The organism is Frondihabitans sp. 762G35 (assembly GCF_002074055.1).
Classification (GTDB): Bacteria; Actinomycetota; Actinomycetes; order Actinomycetales; family Microbacteriaceae; genus Frondihabitans.
Window position 1 is genome coordinate 120,811 of the sequence record NZ_CP014619.1, and the last position, 13,022, is coordinate 133,832.

At 71.8% G+C, this 13,022-nt stretch carries 12 protein-coding genes and 3 tRNA genes; 7 read left to right on the forward strand and 8 right to left on the reverse strand.

All coding sequences use genetic code 11. The features are described 5' to 3' along the window. Nucleotides 1-12 precede the first annotated feature (12 nt). The gene (locus AS850_RS00605) at nt 13-1,038 is read right to left on the reverse strand and encodes a 6-phosphofructokinase (protein ID WP_119870055.1); all 1,026 of its coding nucleotides are present in this window, start codon (nt 1,036-1,038) and stop codon (nt 13-15) included. Between the two features lie 104 nt (nt 1,039-1,142). Here AS850_RS00605 and AS850_RS00610 point away from each other — a divergent pair, with 104 nt between their 5' ends. Continuing rightward, nucleotides 1,143-1,745, forward strand: a complete 603-nt coding sequence (locus AS850_RS00610; protein ID WP_123955402.1) for a hypothetical protein — start codon at nt 1,143-1,145, stop codon at nt 1,743-1,745. Between the two features lie 26 nt (nt 1,746-1,771). Here the strand turns inward: AS850_RS00610 and AS850_RS00615 are convergent, their stop codons facing one another. Continuing rightward, nucleotides 1,772-2,260 (reverse strand): pyridoxamine 5'-phosphate oxidase family protein, encoded by a 489-nt coding sequence (locus tag AS850_RS00615; protein ID WP_119867373.1) that lies wholly within the window; start codon nt 2,258-2,260, stop codon nt 1,772-1,774. A 10-nt stretch (nt 2,261-2,270) separates the two neighbouring features. Continuing rightward, the gene (gene trhO / locus AS850_RS00620) at nt 2,271-3,146 is read right to left on the reverse strand and encodes an oxygen-dependent tRNA uridine(34) hydroxylase TrhO (protein WP_119867374.1); all 876 of its coding nucleotides are present in this window, start codon (nt 3,144-3,146) and stop codon (nt 2,271-2,273) included. Nucleotides 3,147-3,225: 79 nt separating this feature from the next. On the opposite strand from trhO, the gene AS850_RS00625 reads away from it, so the two are divergent. From AS850_RS00625 to AS850_RS00635, 3 genes are read left to right on the forward strand one after another with little or no spacing between them, the layout of a single operon-like run. Beyond that, nucleotides 3,226-3,900, forward strand: coding sequence for a GntR family transcriptional regulator (locus AS850_RS00625; RefSeq protein WP_119867375.1), 675 nt, complete (start codon nt 3,226-3,228; stop codon nt 3,898-3,900). Next, on the forward strand, nt 3,897-4,601 hold the full coding sequence (locus AS850_RS16645) for a GntR family transcriptional regulator (RefSeq protein ID WP_216819812.1): 705 nt from the start codon (nt 3,897-3,899) through the stop codon (nt 4,599-4,601). Before AS850_RS00625 ends, AS850_RS16645 begins: the two co-directional genes overlap by 4 nt. A 9-nt stretch (nt 4,602-4,610) precedes the next feature. Next, entirely contained in the window at nt 4,611-5,576 is a 966-nt protein-coding gene (locus tag AS850_RS00635; protein WP_119867376.1) for a DNA-3-methyladenine glycosylase family protein, read from the forward strand. 30 nt (nt 5,577-5,606) lie between these two features. Here the strand turns inward: AS850_RS00635 and AS850_RS00640 are convergent, their stop codons facing one another. Further along, nucleotides 5,607-6,098 (reverse strand): MarR family winged helix-turn-helix transcriptional regulator, encoded by a 492-nt coding sequence (locus tag AS850_RS00640; RefSeq protein WP_119867377.1) that lies wholly within the window; start codon nt 6,096-6,098, stop codon nt 5,607-5,609. 41 nt (nt 6,099-6,139) lie between these two features. On the opposite strand from AS850_RS00640, the gene AS850_RS00645 reads away from it, so the two are divergent. Then, nucleotides 6,140-9,766, forward strand: a complete 3,627-nt coding sequence (locus tag AS850_RS00645; RefSeq protein WP_119867378.1) for a bifunctional proline dehydrogenase/L-glutamate gamma-semialdehyde dehydrogenase — start codon at nt 6,140-6,142, stop codon at nt 9,764-9,766. Between the two features lie 55 nt (nt 9,767-9,821). Here the strand turns inward: AS850_RS00645 and AS850_RS00650 are convergent, their stop codons facing one another. Further along, entirely contained in the window at nt 9,822-10,259 is a 438-nt protein-coding gene (locus AS850_RS00650) for an Lrp/AsnC family transcriptional regulator (RefSeq protein ID WP_119867379.1), read from the reverse strand. Nucleotides 10,260-10,429: 170 nt separating this feature from the next. On the opposite strand from AS850_RS00650, the gene ddaH reads away from it, so the two are divergent. Together ddaH and rocD are read left to right on the forward strand one after the other, a co-directional pair. Continuing rightward, nucleotides 10,430-11,221 (forward strand): dimethylargininase, encoded by a 792-nt coding sequence (ddaH, locus tag AS850_RS00655; protein WP_236940943.1) that lies wholly within the window; start codon nt 10,430-10,432, stop codon nt 11,219-11,221. Further along, nucleotides 11,218-12,450 (forward strand): ornithine--oxo-acid transaminase, encoded by a 1,233-nt coding sequence (rocD, locus tag AS850_RS00660; RefSeq protein WP_119867381.1) that lies wholly within the window; start codon nt 11,218-11,220, stop codon nt 12,448-12,450. The genes ddaH and rocD overlap by 4 nt, the downstream gene beginning before the upstream one ends. A gap of 245 nt (nt 12,451-12,695) precedes the next feature. Here rocD and AS850_RS00665 read toward each other — a convergent pair. The 3 genes from AS850_RS00665 to AS850_RS00675 all read right to left on the reverse strand — a co-directional run bounded on the left by AS850_RS00665 (nt 12,696) and on the right by AS850_RS00675 (nt 12,957). Next, nucleotides 12,696-12,771 (reverse strand) — tRNA-Phe (locus tag AS850_RS00665). Nucleotide 12,772: 1 nt separating this feature from the next. Beyond that, nucleotides 12,773-12,849, reverse strand: a tRNA-Asp gene (locus AS850_RS00670). A 32-nt stretch (nt 12,850-12,881) separates the two neighbouring features. Continuing rightward, nucleotides 12,882-12,957, reverse strand: a tRNA-Glu gene (locus AS850_RS00675). Nucleotides 12,958-13,022: the final 65 nt, after the last annotated feature.

The window sequence follows — 13,022 nt, forward strand, 5'->3', positions numbered from 1 at the left end:
TCCACCGTCGTCTCAGCCGAACAGGATCGCGGCCTCGTCGTAGCGATCCTGGGGGACCACCTTGAGCGACCCGAGGGCCTCCTCGAACGAGACGTGGACGATGTCGGTCCCGCGCAGCGCGACCATCCGGCCCCAGCGCCCCTCGTCCACGGCATCGCTCGCCGCCATGCCGAGGCGCGTCGCGAGCACGCGGTCGTAGGCGGACGGGGTCCCGCCGCGCTGGATGTGACCGAGGGTCGTGGCGCGCGTCTCGATGCCGGTCATCTCCTCGATCATCGGGGCGAGCCGCTCGCCGATCCCGCCGAGGCGGGGTCGGCCGAAGGCGTCGAGGCCGCGCTCCGAGTGCGCGTCGTTCTCGTGGTCGGGTACGAAGCCCTCCGCCACGACGACGAGCGGGGCACGCCCGCGGTCGTAGGCGGACTGCACCCACTCGGCGAGCTGCTCGACGCTCGTCTTCTGCTCGGGGATCAGGATCGCGTGCGCCCCCGCGGCCATGCCGGAGTGGAGGGCGATCCAGCCGACGTGGCGCCCCATGACCTCGGCGACCATGCAGCGGCTGTGCGAGTCGCCGGTCGTGCGGAGGCGGTCCATCGCGTCGACGGCGATCTGGACGGCCGTGTCGAAACCGAAGGTGTAGTCGGTCGCGCCGAGGTCGTTGTCGACCGTCTTGGGCACGCCGACGATCTTCAGACCCGCGTCGGTCAGGCGCTTGGCGGCGGCCAGCGTGCCCTCGCCGCCGATCGCGATGATGGCGTCGATGCCGCGGCGCGCGAGGTTCTCGCTGATGCGGTCGACACCGCCGTTGCCCTCGAACGGGTTCGTGCGGCTCGTGCCGAGGATCGTGCCGCCCTGCTTCGAGATGCCCTGGATGTCTTTCCGGGCGAGCGTGACGACGTCGTCCTCGACGACACCGCGCCAGCCGTCGCGGAACCCGACGAACTCCTGCCCGTGGATCTGGATGCCCTTCAGCACCGCTCCGCGGATGACCGCGTTCAGGCCGGGGCAGTCGCCGCCACTGGTGAGGATTCCGATTCGCATGCTGAGGTTCTCCAAGGGGTACTTCGTCGTAGCGCAGGGGAGACCGCTCGGGACGGGGCGGCCATTCGACCATCATGGCTCACGGACGTATTAGGGTCGAGTCGATGTCGAGCCCTGTGGAGAACGATCCGACGCTCGCCCGCTTCCGGCGCGGCGCGCGGCCTCCCGCGGGTCCGCCCGGCCCGCCGCCCGTGGTGCCGGAGTACGCCGCCGCCGCTCCGGAGCCGCTTCCTTCCGCACCGCTTCCGCCCGCACCGCTCCCGCTGGCCGGCGAGCCGTCGCCCTGGGCGCCGCGCGACGTCGGCGTGGCCGGAACGCCGGTCGAGGGGCGCGGCTGGGCCGAGGATCCTGCGCGCCCGCTTTTCGGCGAACTCGTCGCCGACCGCGACGACGAGTTCGATCCGCCCTGGACCGCCGTCGACGACGATCCGGGGCGCTCCCTCGGCATCACGGCCGTGGCCATCGGCCTCTTCGTCGGCGTGGTCGGCGTCTTCGTCGGCATCGCCTCGGTGCGTCGCTCCCGCCTCGCCGGGCTCGCAGGAGTCACGGGGTACGTCGGGATCGCCGTCTCCGTGCTCAGCATCGTCGTCTTCTCGGCGATCGGGCTCTCGTGGCTCCGCTACGAGATCTCCCTGGCGCAGCAGTGCAGCCTCGTCGGCCCGGGGCAGTACCTCACCCAGGCGGGCCAGCAGGTCAGCTGCGGCTGACCCGCCGGCGCCGCCGGGGAGTGGTGTCAGAGCGAGATCGTCTGGTTGTCGCCGACGTTCGTCGGGTGACCGCCGGTCACGGCGGCCTTGGCGTACTTCAGGAGCGTCACGGCCTTCGGCTCGGTGCTCGTCCACGACTCGATCGAGTGCGCGTCGACCTCGAGCAGGGCGACGGCCGGGTCGTCTCTGCCCTGGTCGAACCAGGCCTCGGCACCGGTGTTCCAGAGCGCGTCGATCTTCGCCGCGTCCGTCGTGATCGAGGCGGTCCCGGAGATCGACAGCCAGCCCTTGCCGGTGTCGACCCCGACGTTGACCTCGGGGTTGGCGTCGATGTCGTGCACCTTGTGGCTGTCCTTGTCCACGAAGAAGTAGACGGAGCCGTCGAAGTCGCGGTCGACGAGGGCGAGCGGGCGGCAGACCAGGCGTCCGTGCTCGTCGAGGGTGGTCAGGAGGCCGATGCGCGCCTTGTCGAGCACGTCGGCGACGGTGGAGATCTCTTCTGCTGTCGCGTTCATGCCCGGGACGCTACGCCGCGGCGCGGTGCTCCGCGCACAGGGGAGCCGCAGGGGCGCACTCCGGGCAGACCACGAGCTGCTCGCGGCACTGGACGTCCGCGCAGTTCCGCATGGCGCTCGTGGCCGCGGAGCAGCGCACGCAGGAGCCGAGGACGGCTGCGTGATCGCTGAAGGTCACCGAGCCGCGCCGGTCGAAGACGTAGAGCGATCCGTCCCAGAGGCCGTCGTCGCCGAAGCGCTCGCCGTAGCGGACGATGCCGCCGTCGAGCTGGTACACCTCCTGGAACCCGCGGTCGATCATCAGCGAGGTGAGGACCTCGCAGCGGATCCCGCCCGTGCAGTACGTCACGACCGGCTGGTCCTTGAGATGGTCGTAGCGCCCGGAGTCGAGCTCGGCGACGAAGTCGCGCGTGGTGGCGACGTCGGGGACGACGGCGTCGCGGAAGCGGCCGATGCGGGCCTCGAACTCGTTCCGACCGTCGAAAAAGGTGAGGTCGCGCTCCGCCGCGAGGGCGTGCAGCTGATCGGGGTCGAGCTTCGTGCCCCCACCCACGACGCCGGATCCGTCGACCCGGAGCTCGCCGGGCGCACCGAAGCTCACGAGTTCGTCCCGCACCTTCACGCTCCACCGCGGGAAGTCGTCGCCCGTGCCGTCGCTCCACTTCACGTCGAGGTCGTGGAACGGCGCGTACTCGCGCGTCTTGCGGAGGTAGCGCTTCACGTCGTCCAGCTCGCCCCCGACGGTGGCGTTGATCCCCTGGTGCGACAGCCGGATGCGACCCCGCAGCCCGAGCGACTCGCCGAGGTCGCGCTGCCACAGCCGCAGCGCCTCGGGGTCGGCGAGCGGTGTGAAGACGTAGAACAGCAGGATCTTGGGGACGGCCACCCGCAGATTCTAAGCGGCGCCTTGTCATTCTCACGATATGCGATATGTTTATATTCGACAACGACGACGAGGGGGAGAGATGCCGATTCCGGTAGCGAGAGAGTCCGGCCTGAGACGTCGTCTCCGCAAGGAGGAGGTGTTCGAGCGGATGCTGGAGGCCATCCTCGACGGCACCCTCGCCCCGGGCGAGCGGCTCCGCGACACCGACCTGCAGGAGTGGCTGGGCGTGTCCCGCACGCCGATCCGGCTCGCCATCGTCCGGCTCGAGCAGATGAGGCTCATCGAGTCCTCGCCGAACCGGTTCACCCGGGTGTCCCGCTCGACGCCGGAGCGGATCCCGCAGCTCCTCGACGTCCTCTCGGCCATCTGGGCGCTCGCCGCCCGGGAGGCCGCGGTGCGCATGAGCGCCTCCGAGCACGTCGAGCTCCTCGGTCGCCTCGCCGTCGCGGCGTCGGCCTGTCGCCGCGCAGACGGGGGCGCGTCGTCGGCTGCGGCGATCGAGGCGACGCGCGTCGCCCTCTTCCACCTGAGTCGGCTCTCGGGCAACACCCTCCTGGCCGATCTCGTGGTCGCCTTCGGCACGTCGCTCGGCTACCAGCTGACGCTGCAGGGAGCGCGAGTCGACCTCGTCCTCCTGGCGCGGCTCCTGACGGCCCTCGAGGTCGCCCTGCACGGCCGCGACGGCGAGGCGGCGGCCGAGGTCCTCGACCGGCTCCGCGGGTGCTCCCTCGTGCGCGCCGAGGTCGCGGCGTGAGCCCTGTCCCCCGCGGGGCCCGGACGACTCAGGACCGCGGTCTGCTCAGCGAGAGCGTCCGGCGGCACCTCCTCGAGTCGATCCTTGACGGCACCCTCGTGGCGGGGGAGCGGCTCCACGACGACCAGCTGACCGAGTGGCTCGGAGTCTCGCGCACCCCGATCCGCACGGCCCTGGAGAGGCTCGCCGACGCGGGCCTCGTCGAGATGGAGCCGAATCGCTTCACCCGCGTCGTCCGGCCCGACCCGTCGCTCCTGCGGGAGGCGCTCGCCGTCTACGGCGCGCTCCACGCGGCGGCGGCGGAGGCCGTCGTCCCCGACCTCGACGACGCCGAGGTCGACGAGCTCCGGTGCGTCGCCGCGACCGCCCTCGACGGGGTCGCCCGCGCGGCCGAGACCCGCGACCATGCCGCGGCCCTCGAGGCGCTCGGCCCCGTCTTCGACTTCGTCGTCGGCCGAACGCGCAATCCCGTGCTCGTCGCGGCCCTCGGCGGGCTGGAGACCCGGCTGCTCTTCTTCGTCCGGAGTCTCCGCGTGGTCGTCACGGAGGCGGAGGCGGCGGCGTTCGCCGGAGAGGTCGTGCGGGCCGCGGAGGCCCGCGACGGCCGCGCCGCCGCCGCCGCGATGGCGGCGTTCCTCGCCCGGCAGGCGGGAGGCGCCCGAGGCGGCCGCTCAGGCGGCGGGGTCGGAGGCGCGGCTTAGCATGGCTGCATGTCTCCGGGTCCGGTCGTCGCCTCCGCGCACGACGGCGCTGCGCCGGAGGCGCCTCCCCTCACGACGGTCTACCGGCCGAGCGAGCCGGTCGACCTGCGACAGACGCTCCGTCCCCTGCAGCGCGGCGGCGGGGATCCTGCGTTCCGCTCCGTCGGGAGCGAGATCTGGCGCGCCGTCCGCACGCCCCTCGGCCCGGGCACCCTGCGGCTCCGGCCGGTCGCGGGCGGCGTCGATGCCACCGCGTGGGGCGCGGGAGCCGAGTGGCTCATCGAGGGCGTGCCGGAGCTCCTGGGCCGCGGCGACGACTGGTCGACCCTCGACGTCTCGGGCAACGCCTTCCTCAGCGACGCACGTCGCCGTCAGCCGGGGCTCCGCCTGACCCGCACCAACGAGGTCGTCCAGATGCTCGTCCCCGCCGTGCTCGAGCAGAAGGTCACCAGCGTCGAGGCCTGGCGCGGCTTCCGCCAACTGGTGCGCGCGCACGGCGAGAAGGCTCCGGGTCCGGCCCCCGAGGGGCTCACCGTGCCGCCCGACGCATCGACCTGGAAGCGGATCCCCAGCTGGGAGTGGCACCGCGCCGGCGTCGGGCCGCAGCGGTCCGCGACCGTGATGCGCGTCTGCGCCGTCGCGGCGGGCCTCGAGCGCACGCTGGACCTCGGGCGCGGCGGTGACGAGATCCAGCGGCGCCTGCGGTCGGTCGTGGGCGTCGGCGTCTGGACCGCCGCCGAGACGAGCCAGCGCGCGCACGGCGATGCGGACTCCCCGAGCGTCGGCGACTACCACCTGCCCGCGCTCGTCGGGTGGGCGCTCATCGGCAAGCCGGTCGACGACGACGGGATGCTCGAGCTCCTCGAACCGTGGCGGGGGAACCGCGAGCGGGTCATGCGCCTGATCGGCGGGAGTGGATTCTCGAAGCCCCGGTTCGGCCCGCGGATGACGATCCAGGATCACCGGTCGCACTGAGCCGGCCGGTCGGCAGGAGCCGCGACCCGGTCAGGCCTCGGGCGTCTCCGGCGGCTCGGCACGGGCCCCGCGGCCGTCGTTCCGGATGGCGTCGAGCACCCGCAGCGAGAAGTCGTGCAGGGCGGGTGCCTGGTCGCCCAGCGCGTCCACGAAATAGCGCTTGATCGCCTCGTTGTGGCCGCGACTCGACTCGAGCATCGCCCGGCGGCCCGCCGGGGTCAGCTCGACCCAGGTGCCGCGGGCGTCGAGGTCGCAGTCGGTGCGCCGCACCAGGCCGCGCTTCTCCATCCGGGTCACCTGGTGGCTGACGCGGCTCTTCTCCCAGCCGATCTGCTCGGCGATGTCGCGCACGCGGAGGCGCCGGTCGGAGACGCGGCCGAGCCCGACGAGGATCTCGTACTCGGGAGCGGACACGCCCGAGTTCTCGTGGAGCTGCAGCTCGAGAGCCCGGTCGAGACGCCGGCGCATGGCGTAGAAGGCGTCCCAGACGGCCCAGTCCTGATCGGTGAGCTGCTCGGCCATTCGCCCAGTGTAGAGACGGGGGTGCGCCGTATCCTCGAAGCATGTCCGACGTGCTGCCCTCCGATCTCGCCCAGGAGACCGTCGAGACGGTCAGGCGCTGGCTCCGGGCGTCGTCGGAGACGCGGGTCGACCCGTCGGCGCAGCGCCTCGCGGGCGTGCTCCGCGACCCGGAGGGGCTCGACTTCACCCTCGGCTTCGTCGACCGTGTCGTGCGTCCCGAAGACCTGCGCGTCGCCGCCCGCAGCCTGGAGGAGCTGAGCCGCTCCATCCCGAAGTTCCTGCCCTGGTACCTCCGCGCGGCGATCGCCACCGGGGGCGGCCTCGCGACCGGGGCGCCCTGGCCGACCGTGCCGGTGGCCCGCCGGGCGCTGCGCTCGATGGTCGACCACCTGGTCGTCGACGCGACGCCCGCGAAGCTGGGGCCCACCCTGGCGAAGCTCCGGGGCCCGGGCATCCGGCTCAACCTCAACCTCCTCGGCGAGGCCGTCCTCGGCGACTCCGAGTCCGATCGTCGGCTGGAGGGCACGAGGGCCCTCCTCGAGCGCGACGACGTCGACTACGTCTCGATCAAGGTCAGCGCGGTCGCCAGCCAGCTCTCGATGTGGGCCTTCGAGGAGACGAGCGACCGGATCGTCGAGCGGCTCCTGCCCCTCTTTGAGCTCGCCCTCGCCTCGGCCAGGCCGACCTTCATCAACCTCGACATGGAGGAGTACCGCGACCTCGACCTGACGATCGACGTCTTCACGCGCCTCCTCGACCGCGACGAGCTCCTCGGCCTCGAGGCGGGGATCGTGCTCCAGGCCTACCTGCCCGACTCCCTCGGCGCCCTGCAGCTCCTCACCGACTGGTCGCGCTCACGGGTCTCCCGGGGCGGTGCCCCCATCAAGGTGCGAATCGTCAAGGGCGCCAACCTCGCCCAGGAGCGCGTCGACGCGGCCATCCACGGCTGGCCGCTCGCGACCTGGTCGACGAAGCAGGAGACCGACACCCACTACAAGCGGCTCCTCCGCTGGGCGCTCACGCAGGACAACGCGTCGGTCGTGAAGGTGGGCGTGGCCGGGCACAACCTGTTCGACCTCGCCTACGCGTGGAACCTGGCGAAGAAGAACATGGTCACCAGCCGGATGGACGTCGAGATGCTCCTCGGCATGGCCAGCGCGCAGGCGCAGGCGGTCCGGGCCGACGTGGGCGATCTGCTCCTGTACACGCCGGTCGTGCATCCCTCGGAGTTCGACTCGGCCATCGGCTACCTCGTGCGCCGCCTGGAGGAGGGCGCGAGCCCGGAGAACTTCCTGTCGTCGGCGTTCGACCTCGAAAGCGACCCCGAGGCGTTCGATCGCGAGGAGGCGCGCTTCCTGGCGTCCCTCCGCGAGCTCGACGACGACGTCCCGCGCCCGCGGCGGACGCAGGATCGCACCGCGCCCGTCGACCTGACGAGCCCGACGGGCGACTTCGCCAACGAACCCGACACCGATCCCGCGCTCGAGGTCAACCGGACCTGGGCCCGCCGCATCCTGCGCCGATCCGCGGTCTCCGAGCTCGGCGTCGCCGGGATCGAGAGCGCCTGGGTCGACGACGACGCCCGCCTCGAGGAGATCGTGGCGGGTGTCGCCGAGGCCGGTGTCCGCTGGGGTCAGCAGGAGGCGTCGACCCGCGCCGAGCTCCTCGACCTCGTCGGTCGCTCGCTCGCCGCCCGCCGCGCCGACCTGCTGGAGGTCATGGCGAGCGAGACGGGCAAGACCATCGCCGAGGGCGACCCGGAGGTCAGCGAGGCGATCGACTTCGCGCACTACTACGCCGAGCTGGCCCGCGAGCTCGACCGGGTCGAGGGGGCCGTCGCCGTCCCGCCCCGGCTCACCGTCGTCGCCCCGCCGTGGAACTTCCCCGTGTCGATCGCCGTCGGCGGGGTGCTCGCCGCGCTCGCGGTCGGGAGCGGCGTCATCCTCAAGCCCGCGCCGCAGGCCCACCGCACCGCCGCCGTCGTGGCCGAGGTGCTCTGGGAGGCGGGCGTGCCCCGGTCGCTGCTGGCGCTCGTCGACCTCGACGAGGAGGTGCTGGGCCGGAGCCTCGTGACGCACCCCGCCGTCGACCGCGTCCTCCTGACCGGGTCGTTCGAGACGGCCGCCCTCTTCCGCTCCTGGCGTCCCGACCTCGCCCTGCACGCCGAGACGAGCGGCAAGAACGCGATCGTCGTGACCCCGTCGGCCGACTTCGACCTGGCCGTGGCCGATGTCGTCGCCAGCGCCTTCGGGCACGCGGGGCAGAAGTGCTCCGCGGCCTCGCTCGTGATCCTCGTGGGGTCGGCGGGCGAGAGCGAGCGGTTCCGCCGCCAGCTCGTCGACGCGGTCCGGAGCATCCGGGTCGGCTACCCCGACGTCGCGACCACGCGCATGGGGCCGCTGATCGACCCCCCGGGCGGCACGCTGGAGCGCGGCCTGCGCACGCTGGCCGAGGGAGAGTCCTGGCTGGTCAAGCCCGCCCCGCTCGACGAGACCGACGTGCTCTGGAGCCCGGGCGTCCGCGACGGCGTCCGACCGGGCAGCGAATTCCACCGCACCGAGTTCTTCGGGCCGGTCCTCGGCATCATGCACGCCGACACGCTGGAGCAGGCGATCGCCTGGCAGAACGACGTCGACTACGGGCTCACGGCCGGCCTCCACTCGCTCGACGAGTCGGAGATCGCGCTCTGGTCGTCCACCGTCACGGCGGGCAACCTCTACGTCAACCGCTCGACGACCGGCGCGATCGTCCGGCGGCAGCCGTTCGGCGGCTGGAAGCGGTCGAGGGTCGGGACGGGTGCCAAGGCCGGCGGCCCCGACCACCTCGCCGCCCTCACGTCCTGGCGCCGCGTCGAGCACGAGCCGGCGTCGTCGCTCCAGCTCGACGGCGTGCCGGAGCTCGCCGTGCGCATCATCGAGGCCACGCGCTCGGTGCTCACCTTCGGCGAGTTCGACTTCGTCCGCTCGGGCAGCCGGAGCGATCAGCGCGCCTGGGAGGAGCGCTTCGGGTCGTCGCGCGACGAGTCGGGGCTGGGGGTCGAACGGAACGTCCTGCGCCACCGCCCGCATCCTGCCGTCGTCCGTCTGGCGACGGGCGGCCGCATGGCCGACCTCGTGCGCGTCGTCGCCGCGGCCGCGCGGGCCGGTGCGCCCCTCACCATCAGCAGCGCCGAGCCGCTGCCCGCGCAGCTCGTGCAGCTGGTGCGCTCCTCGACGAGCCCGGTGCGCGTCGACGACATCACCGTCGAGAACGAGGGCCTCTGGCTCGCGCGGGCGGAGGCCGGCCTCCTCCAGGGGCAGGTCGCCGTGCCCGCGCAGGATCCCCTGTCCCTGCTCGAGCGCGCCACTCAAGATTCCGGCGTCCTCCAGCTCGGTCTCCAGAACACCGTCGCCCTCGACCGCGCGGCGCTGCTCGCGGCCGACCCGGAGACGCGCCTCGACGGCCCGGGGGCCGCGACGTACCGCGACCTGCGGATCCGGCTCATCGGAGGCGACGCGTCGGCACTCGCCCGGGCCGTCGGCGGGAGCCCCGACGTGGCCGTGTATGCCGACGAGGTCACCGAGGCGGGGCGCATCGAGCTCCTGCCGTTCCTCTTGGAGCAGGCCGTGTCGCTGACGGCGCACCGATTCGGGAACCCCGTTCCCGAGCTCGTCCGGCTGCCGCTCTGACGCCGCGGAGGCCCCGAGGCAGGAGAGCCGTGTCGCAGGAGCCGCCTCGCAACGGCTAGGCGGGCTGCCGGTTGATGAGCTTCGAGAGGACGATCGCGCTGCGCGTGTGGTCGACGTTGGGGGCGTTCCGAACCCGCTCGAGCGCGCCCTCGAGCGAGGGGATGTCGCGGGAGCGCATGTGGACGATCGCGTCCGCGCTGCCGGTCACCGTCCCGGCGTCGACGACCTCGGGCACGGTGCTGAGGATCCGCTGCAGCTCGGCCGGCGACACGGTGCCGCGGCAGAAGAGCTCCACGTACGCCTCCGTCGCCAGTCCGTCGACGGCCGGGTCGACCTGGACGGTGAAGCCGCGGATCACGCCGTCGGCCACCATGCGGTCGACGCGGCGCTTCACGGCGGAGGCGCTGAGACCCACCACGGAGCCGATGTCGCCGTAGCCGGCACGGGCGTTCTGGCGGAGGAGGTCGATGATGCTGAAGTCCAGATTGTCCACGCCAGCACTGTATGGCATAAATGTGCGCGAGATCGGGTTCTCTGCACGGAAAATGCGTTCGGAGCAGTCGAGATGCGGCTTTTTCGTGTGAAACTGATCGGGTGAGCATCTCGACCGAAACCACGACCGCCGCCTCGATCACGCGTCAGGCCACCCACCGCACGATCCTGATGTGCCGCCCGGAGCATTTCACGGTGAGCTACCGGATCAACCCGTGGATGCACCCCGAGGACCCCACCGACACCTCGCGCGCCGTCGCCCAGTGGCAGACCCTCTACGACACCTACGTCGGCCTCGGCTTCGACGTGCACCTGATCGACCCGATCCCCGGCCTGCCCGACATGGTCTACTCGGCGAACGGCGGCTTCGTCCTCGACGGCAAGGCCTACGGTGCGAGCTTCACCTACCCCGAGCGTCAGCCCGAGGGCCCGGCCTACATGGACTGGTTCCGCGACAACGGCTTCGACGTCAGGGTCCCCGAGCAGATCAACGAGGGCGAGGGCGACTTCCTCCTCGTCGGCGACGTCATCCTCGCCGGCACGGGCTTCCGCAGCGACTCCACCTCGCACGAAGAGCTCGCGAGCATCTTCGGCCGCCCGGTCATCACCCTCAACCTCGTCAACCCGAGCTTCTACCACCTCGACACCGCCATCGCCGTCCTCGACCCGGAGCCGGTCGACGGGCACTCCAACATCGCCTACCTCGAGAGCGCCTTCGACGAGCCGAGCCTCCGCATCCTGCGCGAGCGCTACCCCGACGCGATCATCGTGAGCGAGGAGGACGCCGCCATCCTGGGCCTCAACTCCTACTCCGACGGCTACAACGTCGTGATCGCCGCGCGGGCGACCGGCTTCGAGCGCCAGCTGCGCGAGCGCGGCTACAACCCCATCGGCGTCGACCTGTCCGAGCTGCTGCTCGGCGGCGGCGGAGTGAAGTGCTGCACCCTCGAGCTGCGACGATGACCACCTCCACGGACACCTCGACCGACCGCGCCATCGCGGTCGAGGACGCCTCGCTCGCGCACAACTACCACCCGCTCCCGATCGTCGTGGCGACGGCGGAGGGCGCGTGGGTGACCGACGTCGAGGGGCACCGCTACCTCGACTGCCTCGCGGCGTACTCGGCCGTCAACTTCGGCCACGGCCACCCGCGTCTCGTCGAGGCTGCCAAGGCGCAGCTGGACCGCGTCACGCTGACCAGCCGGGCGTTCCACAACGACCAGCTCGGGCCCTTCGCGCAGGAGCTCGCGGCCCTCCTCGGCAAGCAGATGGTCCTCCCGATGAACACGGGTGCCGAGGCCGTCGAGTCCGCCATCAAGGTGGCGCGCGCCTGGGGCTACCGCGTCAAGGGCGTCGCCCAGAACGCCGCGAAGATCATCGTCATGGACGGCAACTTCCACGGCCGCACCACCACGATCATCAGCTTCTCGAACGATCCCGAGGCGCGGGCCGACTTCGGGCCGTACACCCCCGGCTTCGTCTCCGTGCCCTACGGCGACGTCGACGCTCTCGCCCGCGCCATCGACGACGACACCGTCGCGGTCCTGCTGGAGCCCATCCAGGGCGAGGCCGGAGTCGTCGTGCCCGACCCGTCGTTCCTCCCCGCGGTCCGCGCCCTGACGACCGAGCGCACCGTGCTCATGATCGCCGACGAGATCCAGGCCGGCCTCGGCCGGACGGGCGCCACCGTGTCGTCCGACCTCGTCGGGGTCGTGCCCGACCTCTATCTGCTCGGCAAGGCACTCGGCGGCGGGATCGTCCCCGTGAGCGCCGTCGTGGGCGACCGCGACGTCCTGGGCGTCCTGCGCCCCGGCGAGCACGGCTCGACGTTCGGCGGCAACCCGCTGGCGGCAGCGGTCGGCCTCGAGGTGGTCAGGATGCTCGCCACGGGCGAGTTCCAGAAGCGCGCCTCGGTCCTCGGCGCCCGACTCCGCTCGGGCCTCGACGCCCTGGAGGCCGAGGCGATCGGCGTCGTCGCCGTCCGGGGTGCCGGGCTCTGGGTCGGGATCGACATCGACCCGGCGCTCGCCAGCGGCCGGGAGGTCTGCGAGCGCCTCATGCGGCGCGGGATCCTCGCCAAGGACACCCACGGGTCGACCATCCGCCTCGCGCCGCCGCTCGTGGTGACCGAGGACGAGCTGGACTGGGTCGTGAGCGAGCTCCGGGCGGTCCTGCAGGAGCTGCGCGGCTGAGGCTGCCGCTGACGTTGCTGCGGCGGAGGACCGGCCGTACCCGGCCCTCCGCCTGACCCGGCGAACCCTCGACCGAGCCGCGCATCCTGCTGCGCTCATCCAGTATATCTATGCACGAGGTATAAAACACCCCACGATCGCCGAATGTCTGGACAACGAAGAAGGGCACCGACTGAGTCGGTGCCCTTAATACTGTGTCGCCCGTGTCGCTGAAGCTGTTCTGAAGCTCCTGCGCGACATGATTCTGGTGGCTGGACGCGGCATCGATCCGCGGACCTTTCGATTTTCAGTCGAACGCTCTACCAACTGAGCTACCCAGCCATGGCGACCCTGACCGGACTTGAACCGGCGACCTCCGCCGTGACAGGGCGGCGCGCTAACCAACTGCGCTACAGGGCCATACGTTGTTGCAGTACTTCTCAAACTATATCTGGTGACCCCAACGGGATTCGAACCCGTGCTGCCGCCGTGAAAGGGCGGTGTCCTAGGCCACTAAACGATGGGGCCGTGAACGCTTGAGGGGCATCACAGCAACCGAGGGACAAGCATACGGATCGGCGGCCGAAAGTCAA

What these genes read in the sequence shown, in the direction of transcription:
- AS850_RS00625 (WP_119867375.1), top strand. Translation starts at nt 3,226, where the DNA reads ATGCCGATTCCGGTAGCGAGAGAGTCCGGCCTGAGACGTCGTCTCCGC.
- AS850_RS00605 (WP_119870055.1), bottom strand. Translation starts at nt 1,038, where the DNA reads ATGCGAATCGGAATCCTCACCAGTGGCGGCGACTGCCCCGGCCTGAAC.
- AS850_RS00635 (WP_119867376.1), top strand. Translation starts at nt 4,611, where the DNA reads ATGTCTCCGGGTCCGGTCGTCGCCTCCGCGCACGACGGCGCTGCGCCG.
- AS850_RS00610 (WP_123955402.1), top strand. Translation starts at nt 1,143, where the DNA reads ATGTCGAGCCCTGTGGAGAACGATCCGACGCTCGCCCGCTTCCGGCGC.
- AS850_RS00615 (WP_119867373.1), bottom strand. Translation starts at nt 2,260, where the DNA reads ATGAACGCGACAGCAGAAGAGATCTCCACCGTCGCCGACGTGCTCGAC.
- rocD (WP_119867381.1), top strand. Translation starts at nt 11,218, where the DNA reads ATGACCACCTCCACGGACACCTCGACCGACCGCGCCATCGCGGTCGAG.
- AS850_RS00645 (WP_119867378.1), top strand. Translation starts at nt 6,140, where the DNA reads ATGTCCGACGTGCTGCCCTCCGATCTCGCCCAGGAGACCGTCGAGACG.
- AS850_RS00640 (WP_119867377.1), bottom strand. Translation starts at nt 6,098, where the DNA reads ATGGCCGAGCAGCTCACCGATCAGGACTGGGCCGTCTGGGACGCCTTC.
- ddaH (WP_236940943.1), top strand. Translation starts at nt 10,430, where the DNA reads ATGTGCCGCCCGGAGCATTTCACGGTGAGCTACCGGATCAACCCGTGG.